This is a genomic window from Streptococcus sp. 714 (assembly GCF_013277115.1).
Classification (GTDB): domain Bacteria; phylum Bacillota; class Bacilli; order Lactobacillales; family Streptococcaceae; genus Streptococcus.
Map to the genome: position 1 here is coordinate 1 of NZ_VMMH01000010.1, position 26,082 is coordinate 26,082.

The 26,082-nt window shown below is 39.1% G+C and carries 27 protein-coding genes; 20 read left to right on the forward strand and 7 right to left on the reverse strand.

Annotated elements, in window-relative coordinates; genetic code table 11:
* Nucleotides 1-176: 176 nt before the first annotated feature.
* From lacB to HT718_RS04285, 3 genes are all read right to left on the reverse strand, one after another.
* On the reverse strand, nt 177-695 hold the full coding sequence (gene lacB / locus HT718_RS04275) for a galactose-6-phosphate isomerase subunit LacB (RefSeq protein ID WP_173267519.1): 519 nt from the start codon (nt 693-695) through the stop codon (nt 177-179).
* A gap of 11 nt (nt 696-706) precedes the next feature.
* Nucleotides 707-1,135: a galactose-6-phosphate isomerase subunit LacA gene (gene lacA / locus HT718_RS04280; RefSeq protein ID WP_173267521.1), complete on the reverse strand. Its 429-nt coding sequence runs from the start codon at nt 1,133-1,135 to the stop codon at nt 707-709.
* Nucleotides 1,136-1,287: 152 nt separating this feature from the next.
* Nucleotides 1,288-1,764 carry an Rrf2 family transcriptional regulator gene (locus HT718_RS04285; protein WP_173267523.1) on the reverse strand — a complete coding sequence of 159 codons (477 nt, stop codon included), beginning with the start codon at nt 1,762-1,764 and terminating at the stop codon, nt 1,288-1,290.
* A 195-nt stretch (nt 1,765-1,959) separates the two neighbouring features.
* On the opposite strand from HT718_RS04285, the gene HT718_RS04290 reads away from it, so the two are divergent.
* From HT718_RS04290 to lacG, 8 genes are all read left to right on the forward strand, one after another.
* On the forward strand, nt 1,960-2,874 hold the full coding sequence (locus HT718_RS04290; protein ID WP_173267525.1) for a DMT family transporter: 915 nt from the start codon (nt 1,960-1,962) through the stop codon (nt 2,872-2,874).
* Between the two features lie 3 nt (nt 2,875-2,877).
* Nucleotides 2,878-3,159, forward strand: a complete 282-nt coding sequence (locus HT718_RS09565) for a hypothetical protein (RefSeq protein ID WP_240147352.1) — start codon at nt 2,878-2,880, stop codon at nt 3,157-3,159.
* The gene (locus HT718_RS09570) at nt 3,160-3,582 is read left to right on the forward strand and encodes a hypothetical protein (RefSeq protein WP_240147353.1); all 423 of its coding nucleotides are present in this window, start codon (nt 3,160-3,162) and stop codon (nt 3,580-3,582) included. It begins immediately after the preceding gene.
* A complete protein-coding gene (locus HT718_RS04300; protein ID WP_173267528.1) occupies nt 3,560-4,282 on the forward strand; it encodes a class I SAM-dependent methyltransferase in 723 nt (240 codons plus the stop codon). Before HT718_RS09570 ends, HT718_RS04300 begins: the two co-directional genes overlap by 23 nt.
* Before the next feature lie 304 nt (nt 4,283-4,586).
* Complete coding sequence (locus HT718_RS04305) at nt 4,587-5,423, forward strand: transcription antiterminator (protein ID WP_173267530.1); 837 nt, start codon at nt 4,587-4,589, stop codon at nt 5,421-5,423.
* A gap of 35 nt (nt 5,424-5,458) precedes the next feature.
* On the forward strand, nt 5,459-5,776 hold the full coding sequence (locus tag HT718_RS04310) for a PTS lactose/cellobiose transporter subunit IIA (RefSeq protein ID WP_039704004.1): 318 nt from the start codon (nt 5,459-5,461) through the stop codon (nt 5,774-5,776).
* Nucleotides 5,776-7,467, forward strand: coding sequence for a lactose-specific PTS transporter subunit EIIC (locus tag HT718_RS04315; RefSeq protein WP_173267532.1), 1,692 nt, complete (start codon nt 5,776-5,778; stop codon nt 7,465-7,467). Before HT718_RS04310 ends, HT718_RS04315 begins: the two co-directional genes overlap by 1 nt.
* Nucleotides 7,468-7,805: 338 nt before the next feature.
* Nucleotides 7,806-9,212, forward strand: coding sequence for a 6-phospho-beta-galactosidase (gene lacG, locus HT718_RS04320; protein WP_173267534.1), 1,407 nt, complete (start codon nt 7,806-7,808; stop codon nt 9,210-9,212).
* A gap of 39 nt (nt 9,213-9,251) precedes the next feature.
* On the opposite strand, the gene HT718_RS04325 is transcribed toward lacG, so the two are convergent.
* The 4 genes from HT718_RS04325 to nrdH all read right to left on the reverse strand — a co-directional run bounded on the left by HT718_RS04325 (nt 9,252) and on the right by nrdH (nt 13,781).
* Nucleotides 9,252-10,019, reverse strand: a complete 768-nt coding sequence (locus tag HT718_RS04325) for a DeoR/GlpR family DNA-binding transcription regulator (protein WP_004262459.1) — start codon at nt 10,017-10,019, stop codon at nt 9,252-9,254.
* 142 nt (nt 10,020-10,161) lie between these two features.
* Nucleotides 10,162-11,124, reverse strand: a complete 963-nt coding sequence (gene nrdF / locus HT718_RS04330; protein ID WP_000451388.1) for a class 1b ribonucleoside-diphosphate reductase subunit beta — start codon at nt 11,122-11,124, stop codon at nt 10,162-10,164.
* Between the two features lie 198 nt (nt 11,125-11,322).
* Nucleotides 11,323-13,482 (reverse strand): class 1b ribonucleoside-diphosphate reductase subunit alpha, encoded by a 2,160-nt coding sequence (gene nrdE, locus HT718_RS04335; RefSeq protein ID WP_173267536.1) that lies wholly within the window; start codon nt 13,480-13,482, stop codon nt 11,323-11,325.
* Between the two features lie 80 nt (nt 13,483-13,562).
* Entirely contained in the window at nt 13,563-13,781 is a 219-nt protein-coding gene (gene nrdH / locus HT718_RS04340; protein WP_000259240.1) for a glutaredoxin-like protein NrdH, read from the reverse strand.
* Between the two features lie 349 nt (nt 13,782-14,130).
* On the opposite strand from nrdH, the gene HT718_RS04345 reads away from it, so the two are divergent.
* From HT718_RS04345 to HT718_RS04400, 12 genes are all read left to right on the forward strand, one after another.
* Nucleotides 14,131-14,394: a phosphocarrier protein HPr gene (locus tag HT718_RS04345; RefSeq protein ID WP_000146947.1), complete on the forward strand. Its 264-nt coding sequence runs from the start codon at nt 14,131-14,133 to the stop codon at nt 14,392-14,394.
* 5 nt (nt 14,395-14,399) lie between these two features.
* Nucleotides 14,400-16,133 (forward strand): phosphoenolpyruvate--protein phosphotransferase, encoded by a 1,734-nt coding sequence (gene ptsP / locus HT718_RS04350; RefSeq protein WP_020900700.1) that lies wholly within the window; start codon nt 14,400-14,402, stop codon nt 16,131-16,133.
* A 133-nt stretch (nt 16,134-16,266) separates the two neighbouring features.
* On the forward strand, nt 16,267-16,761 hold the full coding sequence (locus HT718_RS04355; protein ID WP_000031481.1) for a YkgJ family cysteine cluster protein: 495 nt from the start codon (nt 16,267-16,269) through the stop codon (nt 16,759-16,761).
* Nucleotides 16,762-16,843: 82 nt separating this feature from the next.
* The gene (locus HT718_RS04360) at nt 16,844-17,389 is read left to right on the forward strand and encodes a ClbS/DfsB family four-helix bundle protein (RefSeq protein WP_173267538.1); all 546 of its coding nucleotides are present in this window, start codon (nt 16,844-16,846) and stop codon (nt 17,387-17,389) included.
* Nucleotides 17,390-17,724: 335 nt separating this feature from the next.
* On the forward strand, nt 17,725-18,417 hold the full coding sequence (locus HT718_RS04365; RefSeq protein WP_173267540.1) for a YjjG family noncanonical pyrimidine nucleotidase: 693 nt from the start codon (nt 17,725-17,727) through the stop codon (nt 18,415-18,417).
* A 61-nt stretch (nt 18,418-18,478) separates the two neighbouring features.
* Nucleotides 18,479-19,132: a uracil-DNA glycosylase gene (locus HT718_RS04370; RefSeq protein WP_173267543.1), complete on the forward strand. Its 654-nt coding sequence runs from the start codon at nt 18,479-18,481 to the stop codon at nt 19,130-19,132.
* A gap of 9 nt (nt 19,133-19,141) precedes the next feature.
* On the forward strand, nt 19,142-19,606 hold the full coding sequence (locus HT718_RS04375) for an 8-oxo-dGTP diphosphatase (protein WP_001135770.1): 465 nt from the start codon (nt 19,142-19,144) through the stop codon (nt 19,604-19,606).
* A 12-nt stretch (nt 19,607-19,618) separates the two neighbouring features.
* The gene (locus HT718_RS04380; protein WP_173267545.1) at nt 19,619-20,887 is read left to right on the forward strand and encodes a dihydroorotase; all 1,269 of its coding nucleotides are present in this window, start codon (nt 19,619-19,621) and stop codon (nt 20,885-20,887) included.
* Nucleotides 20,888-20,928: 41 nt separating this feature from the next.
* Nucleotides 20,929-22,290: a sodium-coupled multidrug efflux MATE transporter PdrM gene (gene pdrM, locus HT718_RS04385; RefSeq protein ID WP_173267547.1), complete on the forward strand. Its 1,362-nt coding sequence runs from the start codon at nt 20,929-20,931 to the stop codon at nt 22,288-22,290.
* Nucleotides 22,291-22,443: 153 nt separating this feature from the next.
* Nucleotides 22,444-23,412, forward strand: coding sequence for a thiamine pyrophosphate-dependent dehydrogenase E1 component subunit alpha (locus HT718_RS04390; protein ID WP_173267549.1), 969 nt, complete (start codon nt 22,444-22,446; stop codon nt 23,410-23,412).
* A gap of 15 nt (nt 23,413-23,427) precedes the next feature.
* Complete coding sequence (locus HT718_RS04395) at nt 23,428-24,420, forward strand: alpha-ketoacid dehydrogenase subunit beta (RefSeq protein ID WP_033680203.1); 993 nt, start codon at nt 23,428-23,430, stop codon at nt 24,418-24,420.
* A gap of 576 nt (nt 24,421-24,996) precedes the next feature.
* Nucleotides 24,997-26,040 carry a dihydrolipoamide acetyltransferase gene (locus tag HT718_RS04400; protein WP_173267551.1) on the forward strand — a complete coding sequence of 348 codons (1,044 nt, stop codon included), beginning with the start codon at nt 24,997-24,999 and terminating at the stop codon, nt 26,038-26,040.
* Nucleotides 26,041-26,082: the final 42 nt, after the last annotated feature.

Genomic DNA, 26,082 nt, shown 5'->3' on the forward strand with positions numbered 1-26,082 from the left:
TGTTTTGAGCTGACTTCGTAAGTTCTATCTACAACCTCAAAGCAGTATTTTGAGCTGACTTCGTCAGTCTTATCTACAACCTCAAAGCAGTGCTTTGAGCAGCCTGTGGCTAGCTTCCTAGTTTGATCTTTGATTTTCATTGAGTATTAGATAAAATATAGAAGGCGGAATACAAGTTAATCGTGATATTCTCCACGATCCCACTTGGCATTCTCTTCATCGAAGATATGATCATTGGCAGCTACATCTGGGCTCACTTCAGATAGTTTATCAATTTTCGCAATCAATTCCTCTTTTTCAGGATTTGGTTTGTACTTGGTATTGATAAATTCATCTACAATGTTGTTAATGAAATTGATACCTAGGATTGCACCACCGAAAGCAACAATATTAGCATTGAGATTTTCACGAGCGGAACGAGCAGTCGCAACATCTCCGACAAGTACAACTCGAGTTCCAGGAACTTTATCAGCAGATACAGCAATTCCAACACCTGTACCGCAAAGGGAGACTCCAAAGTCAGCCCGTCCATTGACGACCTCCTCTGCAATTAAGCGACCATAAATAGGATAGTGAGTACGGACGAAATCATAAGTACCAACATCAATGATTTCATGACCTTGTTCTTTTAGGTGTTTTGAAATCTTCATCTTCACATCTGTTACAATGTGATCACAACCGAGAGCAATTTTCATGGGAATACCTCCTAGCAGAGCTTGTTCAGCATATCAATGCGAACTTGGTGACGACCAGAATCATAGTTGTGCTCAAGAAAGGCTTTGACTATTTCAACTGCTAAAATAGCACCTGTAATTCCAGAACCAATTGTAATGATTGGAGTAGAATTGAGTCGAATAGTCATCATGGCAGAGTGTTCATCGGAAACAGCGGCGCAGATAATACCTTTAAACTTATTAGCAGGCATAAAAGAATGTCCAAACTTGTCAAAAAGAATAGCACGAGCTTGCTTATATTTTCTAAACTCTGTAATAGCATTGACAGTAGAATCAACGAAATCCGCAGAACCTTGTTTAGAGTTGAGATCAATTACTTCATAACCAGAATGAAGCAGATAGTGTTTGACGGTTTCTTTCAGTTGGAAACCATCTTGGTCAGTAGCTAAAATAACTTTCATAAGAACCTTCTTTCTTTAGCTATCCAAAAGCATGCAATGAAAGATCATTGTTGACGATATAGAAGATATATTATATCTTCAAATATAGTATAGTCCTTGTAAAATTATTTGTCAAGGATTTATAAAAACTAGCTGAAAAATTTTTTCTCCAGCTAGTTTTGGCATTTATTGACCCAATTTCTGATATCGGTTAAATCATAGTTAATCTCAGATTGATGGGCTACCTGGCTGAGTGTAATAGAAGTCAGGGTTGCAACTAAAGTGTTTTCAATAATATCAAGAGAGCTGGTTACGACGCATCTTTTAGCTTTTTTACTTTCCTCGTTGCCTAAGAATTTTTTTAGAAGATTCTGACTTTCAAAGATTCGATTTTTTCCTTCTATAGCTACAAATACATCGTAAAAGGTGATTTGACTGAGAGGTTTAGAAAGAGCAATGCCTCCATTTTTCCCTCTAACGGATTTAACCAATCCTTCGTTGTCTAATAGTTTTATAATTTTTTTCAAATAAGAATCTGAAACTTCTAGCCGTTCACTCAAGGAAATTGTATTGATATATTTTCCTTCAGGGAGCTGATCTAACATGAGTAAGACATAGACTGACTGTTCCCAACCTGATGATAATCGCATGTTTGTACCTCCATATAAAAAGATAATCATTATCCACAATTACCAGTATAGTCTTTTTTTGTTTTTTTCTCAATACATAGGAGTTTAAAAAAATAATCTTGGAATTTTTTGATAAATCTCTTGACATTCATTTTTAAAAGAGTAGAATAAAAGACAAAAAATATCATCAATATCTTTTGAAAGAAGGGGAAATAAATGAAACGAGGTTCAAATTTTATTTTTTTGATTTCTATATTAATTACCACAGTTTTTATGGGGTCGTCTTTTCCAACTGGGAAGTATCTTATAGTAGTTGAAAAGACTCCTCCATTATTACTTGGGGGTGTTCGATTTATTATTGCTGGGTTAGTGATGTTGGTATTATCGTTTTTATTTGGCAAGGGAGGGACTATCATCCCTAAAAGTCAAGGTAGCAAGATAAAGGGGGTTATATTGGTTGTGACTATTGGGCTCTTACAGACAGCTGGAACCATGGGATTTCTTAATCTTGCCCTAGCTCATGATGTGTCATCATCGATGTCTTCTATTATCTTATTTACGAATCCTCTTTGGTTAGCTTTTTTAGCGCATTTTTTGTTAAAGGATACATTGACTATTCAGAAGATAAGTGCCTTAGTATTAGGTGTGGCTGGAGTTGTTACTTGTATTGGACTAGATGTATCTGCGTTTAGTTTAGGTGCTTTGTTTGCTTTACTTGGTTCATTTTGTTGGTCGGTCAATACAGTTGTCACCAAGAAAATTCCTTTTGATAATGGTCCATGGATATTTACAGCTTGGCAATTGTTATTAGGTGGGGTATTCCTTTACTTATTCTCAATACCTGTGCATGAAAGTTATAACTTTCTAAATTTAGGATTTTGGGGCTGGGTTTGGTTTATATGGTTAATTATTCCTGCGTCTGTTGGTTCGTTTGGACTGTGGTTTTATAGTCTAGGACAAAGGGGAGCAACAGTAGCCAGCAGTTTCTTGTTTTTAGTTCCAGTATTTTCAACTATCTTTTCTATTATGGGCTTACATGAGCCGTTTACATTGAATTTGGTTCTTGGGGGTTCGATGGTTGTATTAGCATTGGTATTAGTAAACTGGAAAGTCAAGGGAGAAGAGGAGTAGTCTATGGAAGTTGGAAATGATATTGTTATTCAAAATGGAACACAATGGAGTTTTGGTAATGGTGTAGCTCAACATTTTGATGAGCATGTTAGACAATCCATTCCTTTATATGATGAAGGACATGACCTTGTTTGTCATCTAAGCGATTTTTTTATTCGTGACCATTCCTTATGTTATGAGCTAGGCTCTGCAACGGGTAATCTGATTGGTAAATTATACCAGCGTCACAAGTCTAAAAAAGAAGTTCGTTTTATCGGGATAGAAGAGATTCCAGAAATGAATTAGGTGGCACAATCAAAATTTCCTGAGCTTGAATTTATAACAAGCTCCGTGGAGGAAGCCAGGTTAGAACCCAGCGATTTAATTATTAGCTATTATTTCCTTCAGTTTATTCTTCCAGACAAGAGAATAAAGATTTTATCAAAAATATATGAATCTTTAGTTGAAGGTGGAGCATTTATTCTATTTGAGAAAGAAATCATGACAGATCCGAAGGTAAATAAGTTGATAGTTTCCAATTATATTAAATTCAAGCAAGAACATGGATTTAGTCCAGAAGAAATTCTATCTAAGCAATTGAGCTTGGAGGGAGTTATGATTAACCACACTCATGCTGAAAATAAAGAAATGTTAAAGAGTACTGGATTTCATCATGTAGAAACGATAATGAGATATGGAGAGTTCAATGGATACATTTGTTTTAAATGAAGATAATCACAAGAAATGGGAAGAATTACATGCCCAATCATCAAAAACAGAGACACCCTTAGTTCCTAATGATGCAGTTCAAAAGATTTTTTCTTTGAGAAATCAAATCGTTACTCAAAACGATGAGTGCAGGGTATTAGAAGTTGGTTGTGGTTTTGGAAGGAATCTTTACTATTTAATTGAAAATCATTATGCTGATACTTATTGTGGTGTAGATTTAACAAAGGAGGCCGCTGATAGTGCAAAACAATTATTGACTAAGTCATTTCCACAATTTAATTGTCATATAACACAGACAGATGTAGGTAAAGGTTTAGATTTTCCTGACAACCATTTCGATTCTATATTTGATATAATGTCTGCGATTACATTTATAGTTGATGAAAAAGATAGACAAAACTATTTTTCAGAGGTGAAAAGGGTGTTGAAAGCAGGAGGAATGTATTATTTTTATTGTCCACGGAAAGATGGAATTTTCCGAGACGCAATTCCTGATAATTCTTTACTAGAAAAAGGTTATATACGTAGAAAACTAGATTCAATGTTAGAAAGAGTTTATACAGAAAGTGAGTTAATTGAATTATTGGCTCCTATGCGTCTTGTAAAATTAGAAATCGGTTCAAAACATACTAGAGCTTTTGGTGATGAGTTGTTTATTAGGAATAATGGATTTTGGTTTGGGGCTTTCAAAAAAATATAGAGTTATTAGTACACTTGTTTTTAAATTGAGATGAAATTTTCTGAATTATAAACACTTGTTTTCTTAATTTTGTTTATGATTTTATTTTTTGATAAAAGAATACTCAAAAAAATAAAAAAGTTCTTCGTAAGGGTTTACAAATTATCAGCATTATGATAGAATACAGTTACAAGTTAATACAAGGTGAGTGTTACTAAGTAATATTAGGCATGATCACAGGTGAATTAGAAATCGAATGATTTTCTAGTTCATTTGTGGTCATTTTTTGTACTCATATACCTTTAAGATATAAAAGGAGGTTGACATGTATCGAATTCTAAATCCAATGAATCATAATGTTTCGCTTGTCAGAAATGATAAAGGAGAAGAGGTGATTGTAATTGGTAAGGGGATTGCATTTGGAAAGAAGAAGGGAGATTTGATTGCTGAACATCAGGTTGAGAAAATCTTTCGGATGAAGACAGAAGAGTCCAGAGAAAACTTTATGGCTCTCCTCAAAGATGTTCCGCTTGATTTTATCACAGTGACCTATGAGATCATTGATAAGCTATCAAAGAAATATCATTATCCGATTCAAGAGTATCTCTACGTAACCTTGACAGATCATATTTACTGTTCTTACCAAGCTCTAGCACAAGGAAGGTACAAGGATAGTAATCTGCCAGATATTTCTGCCAAGTATCCTGTCGCTTTTCAAATCGCAAATGAAGCTTTTGAAATTTACAGTCAGAAGTTAGCAGATCATTTCCCTGAGGATGAAATTATTCGGATTGCTTATCATTTTATCAATGCCGAAGGTGAAAATGAAGTGGAAGTTGTTGAGTCGATTGATAAGAGGAAAGAAATTCTCAGGAATGTTGAAGAAGTGCTAAAGGGTTATGCAATTCAACGAACCAAAGAGAATAACCATTTCTATGATCGCTTTATGATTCATTTGAATTATTTCTTGGATTATTTAGACAGATCTAGAGATGATAACCAATCACTTCTGGATATGGAAGACCATATTAAACAATCCTATCCAAAAGCCTTCGAGATTGGTTCAAAGATATATGATGTGATTACGCAACATACGGGTCTTGATTTGTATAAAAGTGAACGAGTTTATCTAGTTCTACATATCCAACGTTTATTGTCATAAAAATTTATTTAAAACTATATAAGGAGAATTCTATCATGAATAGAGAAGAAGTAACATTGTTAGGTTTTGAAATCGTAGCCTATGCTGGCGATGCTCGTTCAAAACTATTGGAAGCTTTAAAGGCTGCTGAAGCTGGTGATTTTGCAAAAGCGGACGCTCTGGTAGAGGAAGCTGGTAGCTGTATCGCAGAGGCACACCACGCGCAAACAAGTCTATTGACTAAGGAAGCTTCAGGTGAGGACTTAGCCTATAGTGTAACCATGATGCATGGCCAAGACCACTTGATGACAACTATCTTATTAAAAGATTTGATGCACCACTTAATTGAACTGTACAAGAGAGGAGTTAAATAATGAATAAACTAATTGCATTTATTGAGAAAGGAAAACCTTTCTTTGAGAAACTATCTCGTAATATCTATCTTCGTGCTATTCGTGATGGTTTCATTGCAGGTATGCCTGTTATTCTCTTCTCAAGTATCTTTATCTTAATCGCCTTTGTACCAAACTCATGGGGCTTTAAATGGTCTGATGAAGTTGTAGCCTTTCTTATGAAACCTTACAGTTATTCAATGGGTATTTTAGCTCTCTTGGTAGCTGGTACAACAGCTAAATCACTGACCGACTCAGTAAACCGTAGCATGGAGAAAACCAATCAAATCAACTATATGTCAACATTGTTGGCAGCAATTGTTGGTTTGTTGATGTTGGCAGCTGATCCTATCGAAAATGGTCTAGCTACTGGATTCTTAGGGACAAAAGGTTTGCTTTCAGCCTTCCTTGCTGCCTTTGTTACTGTAGCCATTTATAAGGTTTGTGTTAAGAACAACGTCACTATTCGTATGCCTGACGAAGTTCCACCAAATATCTCACAAGTCTTTAAAGATGTGATTCCATTCACTCTATCTGTTGTTTCTCTTTATGTTCTTGATTTACTAGCTCGTCATTTTGTTGGATCAAGTGTAGCGGAATCAATCGGTAAATTCTTTGCACCATTATTCTCTGCAGCTGATGGCTATCTTGGTATTACCATTATCTTTGGTGCCTTTGCCTTCTTCTGGTTTGTTGGGATTCACGGTCCATCTATTGTTGAACCTGCTATCGCAGCAATTACTTATGCAAATGCCGAAGTCAACTTGAACCTTCTCCAACAAGGTATGCACGCTGACAAGATTCTTACTTCTGGTACACAAATGTTTATCGTTACCATGGGCGGTACTGGTGCGACACTGGTTGTTCCATTCATGTTCATGTGGTTGACCAAATCAAAACGTAACCGTGCAATCGGACGTGCGTCTGTTGTTCCAACCTTCTTTGGTGTAAATGAACCAATCTTGTTTGGTGCACCACTTGTATTGAACCCAATCTTCTTCATTCCATTTATCTTTGCTCCAATCGCAAACGTTTGGATCTTTAAATTCTTCATTGAAACTCTTGGAATGAATTCATTTACTGCTAATCTACCATGGACAACCCCAGCTCCACTAGGTCTAGTTCTTGGTACGAACTTCCAAGTTCTATCATTCATTCTTGCTGCCCTTCTAATCGTGGTTGACGTAGTCATTTACTATCCATTCCTTAAAGTCTATGATGAACAAATTCTTGAAGAAGAACGTTCAGGTAAGTCTAATGATGAATTGAAAGAAAAAGTTGCTGCAAACTTCAACACTGCGAAAGCAGATGCTATTCTTGAAAAAGCTGGTGTAGAAGCAACACAAAATACAATAACTAAAGAAACAAATGTCCTCGTTCTCTGTGCTGGTGGAGGTACAAGTGGTCTCCTTGCAAATGCTTTGAATAAGGCGGCAGCAGAGTACAATGTTCCTGTAAAAGCAGCTGCAGGTGGCTATGGTGCTCACCGTGAAATGTTGCCAGAGTTTGATTTGGTTATCCTTGCCCCTCAAGTTGCTTCAAACTTTGAAGATATGAAAGCAGAAACAGATAAACTCGGTATTAAACTTGCGAAAACAGAAGGCGCTCAATACATCAAATTAACTCGTGATGGAAAAGGTGCTCTTGCATTTGTACAAGCTCAATTCGATTAACGATAGGGACTGTGAAACAGTCTCCTCTCGTTACGGAAATCGCTATGGCGAATTTTCTAATCGCCTTGTTAATTCGTCGGTAAAAAGACATCGTTTTTACCTCCTCATGTCACAATTCGATTAATAATAGGGACTATGGAATAGTTTCCTCTCGTTACGGAAATCGCTATGGCGAATTTCCTAATTGCCTTGTTAATTCGTCGGTAAAAAGATATCGTTTTTACCTCCTCATGTCACAATTCGGTGACTTGGTGCAAGAAGTGAGATGGAGAAGGATGGCTCACTGACTCCTCTCCTCTCACTTTTACTTTATTTAAAACAAGAAATAGGTGAAAAAAATGACAAAAACACTTCCCAAAGACTTTATTTTTGGTGGCGCAACAGCTGCTTACCAAGCAGAAGGTGCTACACATACTGATGGAAAAGGACCAGTTGCTTGGGATAAATATCTTGAAGATAACTACTGGTACACTGCTGAACCAGCCAGTGATTTTTACAATCGATATCCAGTTGACCTCAAGCTAGCAGAAGAGTATGGTGTCAATGGTATTCGAATTTCTATTGCCTGGTCACGTATTTTCCCAACTGGTTACGGTAAAGTAAACGCTAAAGGTGTCGAATTTTATCATAATCTATTTGCAGAGTGCCACAAACGTCACGTTGAGCCTTTTGTAACTCTTCATCACTTTGACACGCCAGAAACTCTCCACTCAAATGGAGACTTCTTAAACCGTAAAAATATCGAACACTTTGTAGATTACGCTGCCTTCTGTTTTGAAGAATTTCCAGAAGTAAACTATTGGACAACATTCAATGAAATTGGACCAATCGGTGATGGCCAATACTTGGTTGGTAAATTCCCTCCAGGTATTCAGTACGACCTTGCCAAAGTCTTCCAATCTCACCACAATATGATGGTTTCTCATGCGTGTGCAGTTAAATTATACAAAGATAAGGGCTACAAGGGTGAAATTGGTGTTGTTCACGCACTACCTACTAAATATCCTCTAGATCCTGAAAATCCAGCAGATGTTCGTGCAGCTGAGCTGGAAGATATCATTCACAATAAATTTATCTTGGATGCAACTTATCTAGGCCGCTATTCAGCTGAAACGATGGAAGGTGTTAACCATATTTTATCCGTCAATGGTGGTAGCTTAGATCTTCGTGAAGAAGATTTCACAGCATTAGAAGCTGCAAAAGACTTGAACGACTTCCTTGGAATCAATTACTATATGAGTGACTGGATGGAAGCCTTTGATGGAGAAACTGAAATTATCCATAATGGTAAGGGTGAGAAAGGAAGCTCTAAATACCAAATCAAAGGTGTTGGTCGTCGTGTAGCTCCTGACTATGTACCACGTACGGATTGGGATTGGATTATATACCCTCAAGGTTTGTATGACCAAATCATGCGTGTGAAGAAAGATTATCCTAACTACAAGAAGATTTACATCACTGAAAATGGTCTCGGCTATAAAGATGAGTTCGTCGATAACACTGTTTACGATGATGGCCGTATTGATTATGTCAAACAACACTTGGAAGTCCTGTCTGATGCTATTGCAGATGGAGCGAATGTAAAGGGTTACTTCATTTGGTCATTAATGGATGTCTTCTCATGGTCAAACGGTTATGAAAAACGCTACGGTCTCTTTTATGTAGACTTTGAAACTCAAGAACGTTATCCTAAGAAATCAGCTCACTGGTACAAGAAAGTAGCGGAAAGTCAGATTATAGACTAATCTGTAGATAAAAATCCCCACCAATCGGTGGGGATCATTTTATGGTTTAGAAAGAATAATTTTTGTTTGTTTTGAAAGTTGTTCAAACGTTTCTTTGCTCAGTTTAGAATCTGAAACGATGGTATCAATATCAGAGATATTGTAGAAGGTATAGAAATCAAATTTATTGAACTTACTATGGTCAGCTAGTAAGTATTTTTTATTGGAATTATTGAGGGCGATGCGTTGAGATTCACCTTCCTCTTCACTAAAGGTCGCAATCGCATTGTCTTTAATACCATTACAGCTAACGAAAGCTTTAGAAAATTGGAGATTGGCCAAGTTTTGTAAGGTTAGTGTTCCCACAAATGCTCCAGTGATAGAGCGGTAGTTTCCACCAATTAAAATCAAATCTGTTAGTTTTCGTTCGTTTAGGATGAGAAATACTGGTAAACTGTTTGTTACAACACGAATATTGTCGATAGGAAGTTCACGGGCAAAAGATTCCAAGGTTGTTCCTGGGCCGATAAAAATGGTTTCCCCCTCATCTATTAAATGGCCTGCAAAACGGCTGATTTCTTGTTTTTCTGCGATTTGTAAGCTTTGTTTTTCAATATTGGAACGTTCATTGTTTAAAATAGAACCTGTGCGAATTTTTTCAGCTCCACCGTGAACCCGAACAAGTAAATCTTTATCAGCTAACTCTTGCAAGTAGCGTCTAGCAGTCATATCTGATACATCCAAGCGAGTCATGATTTCTTTTACAGTAATAGTTCCCTTTGTATTTACCGTTTCTAGAATATTATCTAGTTTTTCCTGCTTTAGCATCGTTATCACCTCTATTTCTATTACTATTTTATCATAAAGTGTTCAATCAATCAATTTAAAAAACAAAAGAAAACAAAAACAAAAATACCATGGTTGTTTTAAACAAACCATGATATTCGTTATCAGTTCTGGAATAATTGAGTTAGTCCAAACCGTAGTTGTAGTCATCGTCTTGCATGGCTTCAACTTCACCAAGGAGGTAACCATTTCCGACTTGAGAGAAGAAGTCGTGGTTGGAAGTTCCTGTTGAAATACCGTTCATAACGATTGGGTTGACATCATCAGCTGAGTCTGGGAAGAGTGGATCTTGTCCCAGGTTCATGAGCGCCTTGTTAGCATTGTAGCGAAGGAAGGTTTTGACTTCTTCCGTCCAACCAACACCGTCATAGAGGCTTTCTGTATAGCCTTCTTCATTCTCGTAAAGAGTATAGAGCAGATCGTACATCCATTCTTTGAGTTTTTCTTGCTCTTCTTCAGGCAATTCATTGAAACCAAGTTGGAATTTGTAACCAATGTAGGTTCCGTGAACAGATTCATCACGAATAATCAGTTTGATGATTTCCGCAACGTTGGCTAGTTTGTTATTACCAAGGTAGTAGAGGGGAGTGAAGAAACCAGAGTAGAAGAGGAAGGTTTCAAGGAAAACGCTGGCTACTTTCTTTTCAAGTGGATTACCGTTTAGGTAGATTTCGTTAACAATCTCAGCCTTCTTTTGTAGGTAAGGATTGGTATTGGTCCATTCGAAAATTTCTTCAATCTCAGCCTTGGTATTTAAGGTAGAAAAGATTGATGAATAAGATTTAGCGTGGACAGATTCCATAAATTGGATGTTATTGAAAACAGCTTCTTCGTGTGGTGTACGGATGTCTGCGCGAAGGGCTTGAACTCCAGTTTCAGATTGCATAGTGTCGAGAAGGGTTAAACCACCAAAGACTTTTCCAACTAAGTCTTTTTCTACACTTGATAGCTTTCTCCAGTCATCCAAGTCATTTGACAAGGGAATACGTGTATCAAGCCAGAATTGCTCCGTCAGTTTCTCCCAAGTTGATTTGTCGATGACATCTTCGATGGCATTCCAGTTAATGGCTTTGTAGTAAGTTTCCATTTGAAATCTCTTTCTGTATATAATAATGCTGTTGTACAATCGTTTTTGCTTTATGATAATTCCTTTAGTGTATCGCACAAAAAGTCGGAGAACCGACTTTTACATGTGCTTAGCTAGTTTATAAAATGTTTGATTAAGTTCTCTTTTGATGCTAGCTTACTAAACTTACAGAGAAATAGTAATTCCTTTGATTAAAAACTAAATCACACAGCTTTCACATTGGTTAGCACCGACTTCTCCACCGTCGTCTGTAAAGGTACGGACGTAGTAGATAGACTTGATACCCTTGTTAAAGGCATAGTTACGAAGGATAGACAAGTCACGTGTTGTCTGTTTGTTTTCTTTCTTCCATTCGTAAAGACCTTTTGGAATGTCACTACGCATGAAGAGAGTAAGTGAAAGTCCTTGGTCTACGTGTTCAGTTGCAGCGGCGTAAACATCGATGACTTTACGCATATCCATGTCGTAGGCAGAAGTGTAGTAAGGAATGGTTTCTGTTGATAAGCCAGCAGCAGGGTAGTAGATTTTCCCGATTTTCTTTTCTTGACGTTCTTCGATACGTTGTGTAATCGGGTGGATAGAAGCAGAAACGTCATTGATGTAGCTGATAGAACCATTTGGAGCAACAGCAAGACGGTTTTGGTGATAAAGACCATCTGCTTGAACCTTGTCGCGAAGTTCAGCCCAGTCAGCAGCTCTTGGAATAAAGATATCTTTAAAGAGTTCTTTAACACGGTCTGATTTTGGAACAAATTCGCCTGTCACATACTTGTCGAAATAGCTTCCCTTAGCATAGTCTGATTTTTCAAAGTTATGGAAGGTAATACCACGTTCTCGAGCGATATTGTTTGACTCAACCAAGGTCCAGTAGTTCATAAGCATAAAGTAGATGCTTGTAAATTCAACAGACTCAGGTGATCCATACTCAATCAGTTGTTGGGCAAGGTAGCTGTGAAGTCCCATGGCACCGAGTCCAAAGGTGTGGGCTTGGCTATTTCCATGATCAATTGTAGGTACAGCTACGATGTGTGAACTATCTGTAACGAAAGTTAAAGCACGAACCATAGCACGGATAGAACGACCAAAGTCGGGTGAAGTCATCATGTTGACAACGTTTGTTGAACCAAGGTTACATGAGACATCAGTACCCATTTTTAGGAATTCTTGAGCATCGTTGATAAGGCTTGGTTCTTGGACTTGAAGAATCTCAGAACACAAGTTACTCATGATAATCTTACCATCAACAGGATTTGCACGGTTAGCAGTATCAATGTTGACTACATAAGGGTAGCCAGACTCTTGTTGCAATTTTGAGATTTCAGTTTCCAAATCACGCGCCTTGATTTTTGTCTTGCGGATATTTGGATTTGCGACCAATTCATCGTATTTTTCAGTGATGTCGATGTAGTTAAATGGCACACCGTATTCAAGCTCTACTGAGTAAGGGCTGAAAAGGTACATTTCTTCATTTTTACGCGCCAATTCGTAGAATTTATCTGGTACCACGACACCAAGTGAAAGAGTTTTCACACGAACTTTTTCATCGGCGTTTTCTTTCTTAGTTGAAAGGAAGGCGATGATATCTGGGTGAAAGACATTGAGGTAAACAACCCCAGCACCTTGACGTTGACCCAATTGGTTAGAGTAAGAGAAACTATCTTCGAAGAGTTTCATGACTGGTACGACACCAGAGGCTGCTCCTTCATATCCTTTAATAGGAGCTCCAGCTTCACGAAGGTTGCTGAGGGTAATACCCACTCCACCACCGATACGAGAAAGTTGAAGGGCAGAGTTGACAGAACGTCCGATAGAGTTCATATCATCAGTGACTTGGATCAAGAAGCAAGATACCAATTCTCCACGACGAGCACGTCCAGCATTCAAGAAGGAAGGAGTAGCTGGTTGGTAGCGTTGGTGGATGATTTCATTTGCAATATCGATTGCAACAGCTTCATTTCCATCAGCAAAATAAAGGGCGTTAAAGAAGACACGGTCTTCCATACTTTCAAGATAATATTCCCCATCGTTAGTCTTTAAGGCGTATTGATTGTAAAATTTATAGGCAGCCATGAACGACTTGAATTGGAAGTTTTGTTCTTTAATAAATTGAGACAATTCTTCCAAGAATTCTGGACGGTATTTCTTGATAAAAGCTGTTTCGATGTAGTTGTGGTCAATGAGGTAGTTGATTTTATCTTTGATTGAATCAAAAACCATAGTGTTTGGAACTACATTTTCTTTAAAGAAAGCATCCAAGGCTTCCTTATCTTTATGAAGCATGATTTGTCCATTGACAGGACGGTTGATTTCGTTATTGAGACGGAAGTAAGTCACGTCCTCAAGATGTTTTAATCCCATAAAATTTCCCTTATCTAATTACAAAAGAAAGGCTTCTAAGTTAGCCCTAGAAGCAGTTTCTTCTGGATGGTGTACTAAGATTATGCTAATTGTTTCAGTTTTCCTGGTTGGAAACCTGAAAAGACTTCAGTTGGTGTTTGGATAACAGGAGCTGCGCTGAAACCGAGCTCTTTAACTTGATCGATGTACTCAGGTTGCTCATCAAGGTTGATTTCACGATAAGCGACATTATTACTGTCCAAGAAACGTTTGGTCATCTTACATTGGACACAATTGTTTTTAGAATAAACGGTTACCATTGTGTAACTCCTCTTTAAAATTTAATACTACCCTAGTATATCAGAAAATAAATTTTTGTCAATGATTTAGAACTAAATATAGTGGTATGTTTTTATATACGACCTTGTGAAACACAATATGTAGTGTTTAGTTTTAAAAATAGTGATAATTGTCCTATAAGTTGTTTTTGGGAAAACTATATCCTGTGTTTTGTTATCTAGGATAGAAGATTTTCAGCAAGTTATCTGAAAGGAAATCGAATAAATCCCATAAAATGCTTGAAAAAAAACCTAGAAGATGATATAATACCAAATTGTAAGGGTTATCACATATAACTCAAAAAAGAAAGAACAAAAGGAGAGTCAAACTATGGCTTCTAAAGATTTCCACGTAGTGGCAGAAACAGGTATTCACGCACGTCCAGCAACATTGTTGGTACAAACTGCTAGCAAATTTGCTTCAGATATCACTCTTGAGTACAAAGGTAAATCAGTTAACCTTAAATCAATCATGGGTGTTATGAGTCTTGGTGTTGGCCAAGGTGCTGACGTAACTATCTCAGCTGAAGGTGCAGACGCAGATGACGCAATCGCTGCAATCTCAGAAACAATGGAAAAAGAAGGATTGGCATAAGGAAAATGACAGAAATGCTTAAAGGAATCGCAGCATCTGACGGTGTTGCAGTTGCAAAAGCATATCTACTCGTTCAACCGGATTTGTCATTCGAGACTGTTTCAGTCGAAGATACAAACGCAGAAGAGGCTCGTTTGGATGTTGCTCTTGAAGCTTCTCAAAACGAGCTTTCTCTTATCCGCGAGAAGGCTGTAGGTACGCTAGGTGAAGAAGCGGCTCAAGTTTTTGACGCTCATTTGATGGTTCTTTCTGACCCAGAATTGATCGGTCAGATTAAAGAAACAATCCGTGCTAAGAAAGTCAATGCAGAAGCAGGTCTTAAAGAAGTGACTGACATGTTCATCACTATCTTTGAAGGTATGGAAGACAACCCATACATGCAAGAACGTGCAGCGGATATCCGCGACGTGACAAAACGTGTATTGGCAAACCTTCTTGGTAAAAAATTGCCAAACCCAGCTTCTATCAACGAAGAAGTAATCGTGATTGCGCATGACTTGACACCATCTGATACAGCTCAATTGGACAAAAACTTTGTAAAAGCTTTTGTAACAAACATCGGTGGACGTACAAGCCACTCAGCTATCATGGCACGTACACTTGAAATTGCAGCTGTATTGGGAACAAATAACATCACTGAAGTGGTGAAAGACGGTGATATTCTTGCCGTTAACGGAATCACTGGTGAAGTCATCATCAACCCAACAGATGAACAAGCGGCAGAATTTAAAGCAGCTGGTGAAGCTTATGCTAAACAAAAAGCTGAATGGGCACTTTTGAAAGATGCTCAAACAGTGACTGCTGACGGTAAACACTTCGAGTTGGCTGCTAACATTGGTACTCCAAAAGACGTTGAAGGTGTTAACAACAATGGTGCAGAAGCCGTTGGACTTTACCGTACAGAGTTCTTGTACATGGATTCTCAAGACTTCCCAACAGAAGATGAGCAGTATGAAGCATACAAGGCTGTACTTGAGGGAATGAATGGTAAACCAGTAGTTGTTCGTACAATGGATATCGGTGGAGATAAGGAACTTCCTTACTTCGATATGCCACATGAAATGAACCCATTCCTTGGATTCCGTGCCCTTCGTATCTCTATTGCCGAAACTGGAGATGCTATGTTCCGCACACAGATCCGCGCTCTTCTTCGTGCTTCTGTTCATGGTCAATTGCGTATCATGTTCCCAATGGTTGCCCTTTTGAAAGAATTCCGTGCAGCCAAAGCAGTCTTTGATGAAGAAAAAGCGAACCTTCTTGCGGAAGGAGTTGCAGTTGCGGATGATATCCAAGTTGGTATCATGATTGAAATCCCTGCAGCAGCTATGCTTGCAGACCAATTTGCTAAAGAAGTTGACTTCTTCTCAATTGGTACAAATGACTTGATCCAATACACAATGGCAGCAGACCGTATGAACGAACAAGTTTCATACCTTTACCAACCATATAACCCATCAATCCTTCGTTTGATTAACAACGTTATCAAGGCAGCTCACGCTGAAGGTAAATGGGCTGGTATGTGTGGTGAGATGGCTGGTGACCAAAAAGCTGTTCCACTTCTTGTCGGAATGGGCTTGGATGAGTTCTCTATGTCAGCAACATCTGTACTCCGTACACGTAGCTTGATGAAGAAATTGGATACTGCTAAGATGGAAGAGTACGCAAACCGTGCCCTTACAGAGTGTTCAACAATGGAAGAAGTTCTTGAACTTCAAAAAGAATACGTTAACTTCGATTAATGTCATTAACCTTGTAACCTAGTTGCAAGGTTTTTTGACGCATTTTGGAAAAGTATAGTATTATAAAGTCCACTTTTCAATGCTCTAGAGGCATGGTATAATAGGGGGAAGTAAATAGAATAAGAGAGAAACCATGTCTAAAGAAATTGATATTGAGTATTACCACCAGCTAGCTTTGCAAAAGCAGAAGGAGCATCGTAAAGTGTTAGCCAATTTAAAGAAAAAGCCACCAAAAAATCTAGATAAGATAGCCCAGCAGATTCACCAAGAAGTCTTTGAGGAGATTGATTGTACCGCCTGTGCCAACTGTTGCAAGACATTGGGGCCTGACTTTAAAGAAGCAGACATCACTCGTATTGCCAAGTACTTTAAGATGAAATTACCAGCCTTTGAAGCAGAGTTTTTGCAGGTTGATGAAGATGGAGACAAGGTTTTCAAATCCATGCCCTGTCCGTTTTTAGGAGGCGATAACCTCTGTTCCATCTATGACGTTCGTCCAAAGGCCTGTCGTGAATTTCCCCATACAGACCGTAAAAAGATCCATCAAATCAATCATCTAACGATTAAGAACACCTTGACCTGTCCAGCAGCCTATCTCTTTGTTGAGAAATTAAAGGATAAGTTATAGAGATTTGTGAGTTTCAATCTTGAACAGAGATTACAGGCTAATAATTTCTAATAATAACTAGCAATGTGAAGGGAGTATTCCTGTGCCTAGACCAAAAACAAAAGAGGAGCTAATGCTGACCTCTAAGGAAAACTATGACAAGCTCAACCGTTTCATCTCTCAACTAAGTGAAGATGAGCTACAGACTCCATTTGATTTTTCAAGAGACCCAAAGAAAAAAGAAGCTCACTGGAAAAGGGATCAAAATCTACGAGATGTCTTGATCCATCTTTATGAATGGCAGCAGTTACTTTTGACTTGGGTGCATTCTAATCAAAAAGGTCAAGAAAGAACTTTTCTCCCTGAACCTTATAATTGGAAAACTTATGGACAAATGAATGACGCTTTTTGGAAGAAGCACCAGAAAACGACATTAGAAGAAGTAACTAGACTCTTGGAGCAATCACATAGAGAGGTTTTAGAGTTGATAGAAGGTTTCAGCAATGACCAACTCTTTACCAAAGGTATCTATCAGTGGACAAGTGGGACAAGTCTAGGTTCCTACTTTGTCAGTAGCACGTCAAGCCACTATGATTGGGCTCTGAAAAAACTCAAAGCGCATAGGAAGAATTGTAAGTGTAGTAGTTGATGTGTGGATGTGTTCTTCTAGGTTTCGAATACCTTAGTTTTCCTTGTTTTAGAGCAATTCCAGCTTTAGAATTCTTCAAAAATAAAAATTTAAGACATTCAATGTCTTAGAAGAGTACGAAAACATTTAGTTTATAGGAATTCTATGTTTAGAATTGCAAGGATATTTATGAAATCAAGGTATTCGATAGTTAGGATTGATCTATTCTGAAAGATTTGGGCTGTCAATTGTATAGGATAGTGTTCGAATTTTTTCAAGTTATTAAATTAGTTAATTGTGTGAGGTGCTTTATGTTATAATATTCTTAATGAATTTTCAGAAAGGAAAATCTCAAATTGTCCTACAAATTTCTACTCTTCGACCTTGATCACACTCTTCTTGATTTCGATGCTGCTGAGAATGTGGCTTTGACGCAACTTCTACAAGAAGAAGGAGTTGCAGATATTCAGGTTTATAAAGACTATTACGTTCCTATGAACAAGGCTCTCTGGAAGGACTTGGAGCAAAAGAAAATCAGTAAACAAGAGCTGGTTAACACGCGCTTTTCTCGTTTATTTGCTCATTTTGGACAGGAAAAAGACGGTAGATTTCTAGCCCAGCGTTATCAATTTTACCTAGCCCAACAGGGCCAAACTTTTTCAGGTGCTCACGAACTCTTGGATAGCCTCATTAAACATGATTATGACTTGTATGCTGCGACAAATGGGATTACTGTCATTCAAACAGGACGTTTAGCTCAATCTGGCCTGGCTCCCTATTTCAATCAAGTTTTTATCTCTGAACAGTTGCAAATACAAAAGCCTGATGCTCTCTTTTATGAAAAGATTGGTCAACAGATTGCAGGTTTTAGTAAAGAAAAGACGCTGATGATTGGAGATTCCCTAACAGCCGACATTCAAGGTGGTAACAATGCTGGGATTGACACGATCTGGTACAATCCTCATCACCTCGAAAATCACACACAAGCCCAGCCGACTTACGAAGTCCATTCTTACCAAGACTTGCTGGATTATTTAGATAAACTGTAAAAAGTGGTTTAGATAGCCACTTTTTGCTATAATAGAGGCAGTAAAAACGAAGGAGTCGGCTATGGAACACTCGTCTTGGCATGCTTTGATTAAGGAGCAATTACCTGAAGGTTATTTCGGTAAAATCAATCAGTTCATGAACCAGGTCTATGCTCAGGGAACCGTTTATCCACCTAAGGAGAAGGTTTTTCAGGCTCTCCTGACAACACCGCTTGAAGAAGTTAAGGTGGTGATTCTGGGGCAGGATCCTTATCACGGACCAGGTCAGGCGCAGGGCTTGAGTTTTTCTGTTCCTGACTCTATCCCAGCTCCGCCATCCTTGCAAAATATCTTGAAAGAATTGTCAGATGATATCGGAGTTAAGAAATCCCATGATTTGACGGCTTGGGCTGAGCAAGGAGTCTTGCTTCTCAATGCTTGTCTGACTGTTCCTGCCGGTCATGCCAATGGTCATGCTGGGCAGATATGGGAGCCATTTACAGATGCTGTGATTCAGGTGGTCAATCATCTAGATAGACCAGTCGTTTTTGTACTCTGGGGAGCCTATGCACGCAAGAAGAAGGTCTTGGTTACCAATCCTCACCACTTGATTATCGAATCAGCCCATCCCAGTCCTTTGTCGGTTTATAGAGGATTTTGGAGTTCCAATCCTTTTTCCAAGGCTAATACATTCTTAACAGAAACAGGACAAGAGCCAGTAGATTGGCTTAGATAAGGAGAGAATATGCCTCAGTTAGCGACGATTTGCTACATTGATAACGGGAAAGAACTGCTCATGCTCCACCGTAATAAGAAACCCAATGATGTTCATGAAGGGAAATGGATTGGTGTGGGTGGTAAGCTAGAGCGAGGAGAGACACCTCAGGAATGTGCTGCGCGTGAAATCCTCGAAGAAACAGGGCTTAAAGCCAAGCCAGTTCTAAAAGGCGTAATCACTTTTCCAGAATTCACGCCAGATTTAGACTGGTATACCTATGTTTTTAAGGTGACAGAGTTTGAGGGGGACTTGATTGACTGCAATGAGGGGACGCTAGAATGGGTTCCCTATGATGAGGTTTTGAGTAAGCCGACTTGGGAAGGGGACCATACCTTTGTTGGGTGGCTTTTAGAAGATAAACCCTTCTTTTCAGCCAAGTTTGTTTATGATGGGGATAAATTGTTGGATACTCAAGTTGATTTCTATGAATAAAGGAGAAAGCAGATGCTACTAATCAAAAATGGTCGTGTAATGGATCCCAAGTCTGGTTTGGATCAAGTGTGTGATGTCTTAGTTCAAGATGGGAAAATTATCAAAATTGCGCCTGAGATTAAAGAAGAAGGAGCAGAGGTGCTTGATGCTACTGGTCTAGTCGTTGCTCCTGGCTTGGTCGATATCCATGTTCATTTCCGTGAACCTGGTCAGACCCACAAGGAGGATATCCATACTGGTGCCCTAGCGGCCGCTGCAGGTGGTTTTACAACGGTTGTGATGATGGCTAATACTAGTCCAACTATTTCAGATGTGGAGACTTTACAAGAAGTTCTCCAGTCAGCTGCCAAGGAAAAAATCAATGTCAAGACAGTTGCGACTATTACTAAGAATTTTAATGGCCAAGACTTGACTGACTTTAAGGCACTCTTAGCAGCTGGTGCAGTTGGTTTTTCTGATGACGGTATTCCTCTTGAAAGCAGTAAGGTTGTCAAGGAAGCCATGGAGGAAGCCAAAAAACTCAATACCTTTATTAGTCTTCATGAGGAAGATCCAGGTTTGAACGGTGTTCTTGGCTTTAATGAAAATATCGCTAAAGAACATTTCCATATCTGCGGTGCGACTGGGGTGGCTGAGTATGCTATGATGGCGCGTGATGTCATGATTGCCTATGCAACCAAGGCCCATGTTCATATTCAGCATTTGTCTAAGGAAGAAAGTGTCAAAGTAGTTGAGTTTGCTCAAGGATTGGGAGCGCAAGTAACAGCAGAAGTAGCACCACAGCATTTTTCTAAGACCGAAGCGCTCCTTTTGACACAAGGTAGCAATGCTAAGATGAATCCACCGCTTCGTTTGGAATCAGACCGTCGTGCCGTTATCGAAGGTCTCAAATCAGGTGTCATTACAGTTATCGCGACAGACCACGCGCCTCACCATGCGGATGAGAAAAATGTTGAGGATATTACCAAAGCGCCATCTGGTATGACTGGTTTAGAAACCTCTCTGTCTCTCGGTTTGACTTATTTGGTGGAAGCTGGGGAGTTGAGCTTGATGGAATTGCTTGAAAAAATGACCTATAACCCAGCTAAACTTTATAACTTTGAAGCAGGTTACTTGGCTGAGAATGGTCCAGCGGATATTACTATTTTTGATGCTAAGGCTGACCGCCTTGTGGACTCCCATTTTGCTTCCAAAGCAGCTAATTCACCATTCATCGGTGAAACCTTAAAAGGGCAGGTTAAATATACCATCTGTAAGGGACAAATTGTCTATCAAAACTAGGTTGGAGTCTGCTCTGTAAATAAAAAGAATAGAGAGCCTATATGTACCAAACCCATCATTTTAAAGACAAGTTTATCTTATTTTTAAAGATATTTTTCCCTATCCTGATTTATCAATTTGCCAATTATTCTGCCTCCTTTGTTGATACGACTATGACAGGTCAATACAGCACTATAGACTTGGCTGGTGTGTCTATGGCGACCAGTATCTGGAATCCTTTCTTTACATTCTTAACTGGGATTGTTTCAGCCTTGGTGCCCATCATTGGTCACCATCTTGGTCGAGGTAAAAAGGAAGAAGTGGCATCAGATTTTTACCAGTTCATCTATCTGGCCTTGGGTCTATCCGTGGTCTTGCTGGGACTGGTACTTTTCCTGGCACCACCTGTTTTGAATCATATTGGGTTAGAAGCGCCAGTAGCAGCAGTAGCAGTTCGCTATCTTTGGTTTTTATCTATCGGGATCATCCCCTTGTTGCTCTTTAGTGTTATTCGTTCCTTGCTGGATTCGCTGGGGCTGACCAAACTGTCCATGTATCTCATGCTTTTGTTACTTCCTCTCAATAGTGGATTTAACTATCTCTTGATTTACGGGGCCTTTGGTGTTCCAGAGTTGGGAGGTGCTGGCTCTGGATTAGGTACTTCCTTGGCCTATTGGGTCTTACTGGGGATTTCTATTCTAGTTTTATTTAAACAGGAGAAGCTCAAAGCCTTACATCTTGAGAAACGCATTCTTCTTAATATGGATAAAATCAAGGAAGGGCTTCGTTTAGGTCTTCCTATAGGGGGAACTGTCTTTGCGGAAGTGGCTATCTTTTCCGTGGTTGGCTTGATTATGGCTAAGTTCTCGTCCTTGATTATCGCTAGTCACCAGTCAGCTATGAACTTTTCAACTCTCATGTATGCCTTTCCTATGAGTATTTCATCGGCTATGGCCATTGTCGTTTCTTATGAAGTGGGAGCCAAACGATTTGATGATGCGAAAACCTATATTGGTCTAGGAAGGTGGACAGCTCTCATCTTTGCGGCCTTCACTTTATCCTTCCTTTATATTTTTAGAGGAAATGTGGCTAGTCTTTATGGTAACGACTCAGAATTTATCGATTTGACAGCGCGCTTTTTGACTTACAGCCTTTTCTTCCAGTTAGCAGATACTTTTGCGGCACCGCTTCAGGGAATTTTACGGGGTTATAAGGATACAGTTATTCCTTTTTACCTTGGTTTGCTTGGTTATTGGGGCGTAGCAATCCCAGTGGCTATGCTATTTGATTCCCTAACAGATTTTGGAGCTTATTCATACTGGATTGGTTTGATTATAAGTCTGATAGTGAGTGGGGCGCTCTACCGTTGGCGTTTAACTGTGATTATAAAGAGATTTGAATCTTTAGCAAAATATAAACGATAAAAAGTTTGTGAAAAAATATTCTTGATAAGAAAATCCCTTGTTTTCATGGGGTTTTCTTTTTTATTTTGTGAAATTTCCTTGAGAAAAACTTTGACAGTATTTTCTAAAAACGGTAAAATAGTAAGGTAAGAAGAAAGTTAGAAAGGCAAGAAGATGTCAACTTTAGATAAAAATCTTTTGCTCGAAATGTTCCGTAAGATGGAAGAAATCCGTCGTATGGACTTAAAAATTGCACAATTAGTAAAGAAAGGGAAAGTGCCAGGAATGACGCACTTTTCTGTTGGAGAAGAGGCAGCTAATGTGGGGGCTATGTTAGCTCTTAATCCAGATGATCTGATTACCTCAAACCACCGTGGTCACGGACAAGCTATTGCCAAAGGAATTGACCTCAACGGAATGATGGCTGAAATCCTTGGAAAATACACTGGAACCTGTAAAGGTAAAGGTGGTTCTATGCATATTGCTGACCTTGATGCTGGTAACCTCGGTGCCAATGGTATCGTAGGTGGTGGTATGGGAATCGCTGTTGGTGCAGCCCTTAGTCAGCAAATGCAACATACAGGAAAAATCGTTGTCTGCTTCTTTGGAGATGGTGCGACCAACGAAGGTGTTTTCCACGAAGCAGTCAACATTGCTTCTATCTGGAACCTGCCAGTCATTTTCTACTGCATTAATAACGGTTATGGAATCTCTGCGGATATCAAGAAAATGACCAATGTAGAGCATATCCATCAACGTAGTGCTGCTTACGGAATTCCTGGAATGTTCATCGAAGACGGTAACAATGTCATCGATGTCTATGAAGGATTTCAGAAAGCAGTAGACCATGTTCGTGGTGGCAATGGCCCAGTCTTGATTGAAAGTGTAACTTATCGCTGGCTTGGTCACTCATCATCTGACCCTGGTAAATATCGTACCCGTGAAGAAGTGGAATTGTGGAAACAAAAAGACCCGATCGAAAACCTTCGCAAATACCTCATTGAAAACAATATTGCAAGTGCCCAAGAATTGGAAGAAATTCAATCACAAGTCAAGGAAGCAGTAGAAGCTTCTGTAAAATTTGCGGAAGAAAGTCCATTCCCACCGCTTGAATCAGCCTTTGAAGATATTTACGCAGACTAAGGAGAAAGAGATAAAATGGAAACAAAAACAATGTCGTTCCGTGACACCATTATCCTTGCTATGTCTGAGGAAATGCGTCGCGATGAAAATGTATTCTTGATGGGAGAAGACGTCGGTGTCTTCGGAGGAGACTTCGGAACATCTGTTGGCATGCTTGAAGAATTTGGTCCAGAACGTGTCCGTGACTGTCCGATTTCTGAAGCTGCCATTTCTGGGGCAGCAGCAGGAGCAGCCATGACAGGACTTCGTCCAATCGTTGATATGACCTTCATGGACTTCTCGGTTATTGCCATGGACAATATCGTCAACCAAGCTGCCAAAACACGTTATATGTTTGGTGGTAAAGGTCAGGTTCCAATGACTGTCCGTTGTGCAGCAGGTAACGGAGTTGGTTCTGCAGCCCAGCACTCACAATCTCTAGAGTCTTGGTTTACTCATATTCCTGGTCTTAAGGTTGTGGCACCAGGTACACCTGCGGATATGAAAGGATTGCTTAAGTCTTCTATCCGTGATAATAACCCTGTTATCATTCTTGAGTACAAGTCAGAATTTAACCAAAAAGGGGAAGTGCCAGTTGATCCAGACTACACGATTCCACTTGGAGTTGGGGAAATCAAACGTGAAGGTACGGATGTAACAGTTGTTACTTATGGAAAAATGCTTCGCCGTGTGGTTCAAGCTGCTGAAGAATTAGCAGAAGAAGGAATTTCTGTTGAGATTGTTGACCCACGTACCCTTGTTCCGCTTGATAAGGATATTATCATTAACTCAGTTAAGAAGACTGGTAAAGTTGTTCTGGTCAACGATGCCCACAAGACAAGTGGCTATATCGGAGAGATTTCAGCTATTATTTCAGAATCAGAAGCATTTGATTATCTAGATGCACCAATCCGCCGTTGCGCAGGAGAAGATGTGCCAATGCCTTATGCACAAAACCTAGAGAATGCAATGATTCCAACCATTGAAAGCATTAAAGAAGCAATCCGTAAGACATATAACAAAGAATAAAATCACATAAATTAAATTATGTAAAATATTTGATTTTTTAACTTTAGTAACTTGAGATACGTGTTGTATTCAAGTGATTTGAAGAGTTGCGACATGAGTGAGTCGAATCGATAATATTCGACAAATGAATTAGTAAGTCTACTAGGTTGTCCGCCTGATAGCGGCAACCGTAGTAACTTGAGATGCGTTTCGTGTCCAAGTGATTTGAAGAGTTGCGACATGAGTGAGTCGAATCGATAATATTCGACGAATGAATTAGTAAGTCTACTAGGTTGACCGCCTAATAGCGGCAACCGTAGCAACTTGAGATATGTGTTGTATCCAAGTTGCTTGTAGAGTTGAACACGGGCTAAAGTCTGTGTGAAAAAGATAAACTTTCCTAGAAACTAAAGTTTCTTCGTCAAGTTTCCTATTTTCACTTTGACTTTTTATGCCCTTTGTATCATGTAATTGAATTCGGACGGAGGTCTGCGAAAAAAAGATAGATTTCCTTGTGTTCATCGAATACATCGTCAATCTCCTATTTTTTCATTGCCCTCTGCGTCCTTAATATCTTAGTATAGAATTGGAGAGGTCATGGCTGATGACAAGCTAAGAGCGACTCCTGCGGCTAGAAAGTTAGCGGATGATTTAGGGATCAACCTCTACGACGTTTCTGGCTCAGGTGCAAACGGTCGTGTCCACAAAGAAGACGTGGAAACTTATAAAGACACAAATGTGGTTCGCATTTCGCCACTTGCAAAACGAATTGCCCTCGAACATAATATTGCTTGGCAGGAAATCCAAGGAACAGGTCATCGTGGTAAAATCATGAAGAAGGATGTTTTGGCCTTGCTTCCTGAAAATATTGAAAACGATACCATCAAGTCTCCTGCTCAGATTGAAAAAGTGAAAGAAGTTCCAGATAACGTAACACCATACGGTGAAATTGAACGTATTCCAATGACACCAATGCGTAAGGTTATTGCCCAACGTATGGTTGAATCATACCTAACTGCGCCAACTTTCACACTCAATTATGAAGTTGATATGACTGAAATGCTGGCTCTTCGTAAGAAGGTTCTTGAGCCAATCATGGAAGCAACTGGGAAGAAGACTACTGTAACAGACCTTCTTTCACTTGCTGTTGTGAAAACCTTGATGAAACATCCTTACATCAATGCTTCATTGATCGAAGACGGCAAGACCATTATCACTCATAACTATGTCAACCTTGCGATGGCAGTTGGGATGGATAATGGTTTGATGACACCTGTTGTTTACAATGCTGAAAAATTAAGCTTGTCAGAGTTGGTTGTTGCATTCAAAGATGTCATTGGCCGTACCTTGGATGGTAAATTGGCTCCAAGCGAACTGCAGAATTCGACATTCACAATCAGTAACCTGGGAATGTTTGGTGTTCAGTCCTTTGGTCCTATCATCAACCAACCAAACTCAGCTATTCTTGGTGTCAGTTCGACTATTGAGAAGCCAGTTGTCGTCAATGGTGAGATTGTCATTCGTCCAATCATGAGTCTTGGTTTAACAATTGACCACCGTGTTGTAGATGGTATGGCAGGTGCTAAGTTTATGAAAGACTTGAAAGAATTGATTGAAAATCCAATCTCAATGTTGATTTAAGAACAAGAGTATTCATTTTAAAGATATAGATAAAGGAAGGAA

Coding starts and splice junctions, on each gene's coding strand:
- HT718_RS04285 (WP_173267523.1), bottom strand. CDS start 1,764: ATGCGATTATCATCAGGTTGGGAACAGTCAGTCTATGTCTTACTCATG.
- HT718_RS04325 (WP_004262459.1), bottom strand. CDS start 10,019: ATGCTAAAGCAGGAAAAACTAGATAATATTCTAGAAACGGTAAATACA.
- nrdH (WP_000259240.1), bottom strand. CDS start 13,781: ATGGTAACCGTTTATTCTAAAAACAATTGTGTCCAATGTAAGATGACC.
- HT718_RS04300 (WP_173267528.1), top strand. CDS start 3,560: ATGGATACATTTGTTTTAAATGAAGATAATCACAAGAAATGGGAAGAA.
- HT718_RS04400 (WP_173267551.1), top strand. CDS start 24,997: ATGGCTGATGACAAGCTAAGAGCGACTCCTGCGGCTAGAAAGTTAGCG.
- pdrM (WP_173267547.1), top strand. CDS start 20,929: ATGTACCAAACCCATCATTTTAAAGACAAGTTTATCTTATTTTTAAAG.
- HT718_RS04290 (WP_173267525.1), top strand. CDS start 1,960: ATGAAACGAGGTTCAAATTTTATTTTTTTGATTTCTATATTAATTACC.
- HT718_RS04375 (WP_001135770.1), top strand. CDS start 19,142: ATGCCTCAGTTAGCGACGATTTGCTACATTGATAACGGGAAAGAACTG.
- HT718_RS04345 (WP_000146947.1), top strand. CDS start 14,131: ATGGCTTCTAAAGATTTCCACGTAGTGGCAGAAACAGGTATTCACGCA.
- HT718_RS04355 (WP_000031481.1), top strand. CDS start 16,267: ATGTCTAAAGAAATTGATATTGAGTATTACCACCAGCTAGCTTTGCAA.
- HT718_RS04380 (WP_173267545.1), top strand. CDS start 19,619: ATGCTACTAATCAAAAATGGTCGTGTAATGGATCCCAAGTCTGGTTTG.
- HT718_RS04315 (WP_173267532.1), top strand. CDS start 5,776: ATGAATAAACTAATTGCATTTATTGAGAAAGGAAAACCTTTCTTTGAG.
- HT718_RS04305 (WP_173267530.1), top strand. CDS start 4,587: ATGTATCGAATTCTAAATCCAATGAATCATAATGTTTCGCTTGTCAGA.
- HT718_RS04310 (WP_039704004.1), top strand. CDS start 5,459: ATGAATAGAGAAGAAGTAACATTGTTAGGTTTTGAAATCGTAGCCTAT.
- lacG (WP_173267534.1), top strand. CDS start 7,806: ATGACAAAAACACTTCCCAAAGACTTTATTTTTGGTGGCGCAACAGCT.
- HT718_RS04390 (WP_173267549.1), top strand. CDS start 22,444: ATGTCAACTTTAGATAAAAATCTTTTGCTCGAAATGTTCCGTAAGATG.
- HT718_RS09565 (WP_240147352.1), top strand. CDS start 2,878: ATGGAAGTTGGAAATGATATTGTTATTCAAAATGGAACACAATGGAGT.
- nrdE (WP_173267536.1), bottom strand. CDS start 13,482: ATGGGATTAAAACATCTTGAGGACGTGACTTACTTCCGTCTCAATAAC.
- HT718_RS04395 (WP_033680203.1), top strand. CDS start 23,428: ATGGAAACAAAAACAATGTCGTTCCGTGACACCATTATCCTTGCTATG.
- lacA (WP_173267521.1), bottom strand. CDS start 1,135: ATGAAAGTTATTTTAGCTACTGACCAAGATGGTTTCCAACTGAAAGAA.
- lacB (WP_173267519.1), bottom strand. CDS start 695: ATGAAAATTGCTCTCGGTTGTGATCACATTGTAACAGATGTGAAGATG.
- ptsP (WP_020900700.1), top strand. CDS start 14,400: ATGACAGAAATGCTTAAAGGAATCGCAGCATCTGACGGTGTTGCAGTT.
- nrdF (WP_000451388.1), bottom strand. CDS start 11,124: ATGGAAACTTACTACAAAGCCATTAACTGGAATGCCATCGAAGATGTC.
- HT718_RS04370 (WP_173267543.1), top strand. CDS start 18,479: ATGGAACACTCGTCTTGGCATGCTTTGATTAAGGAGCAATTACCTGAA.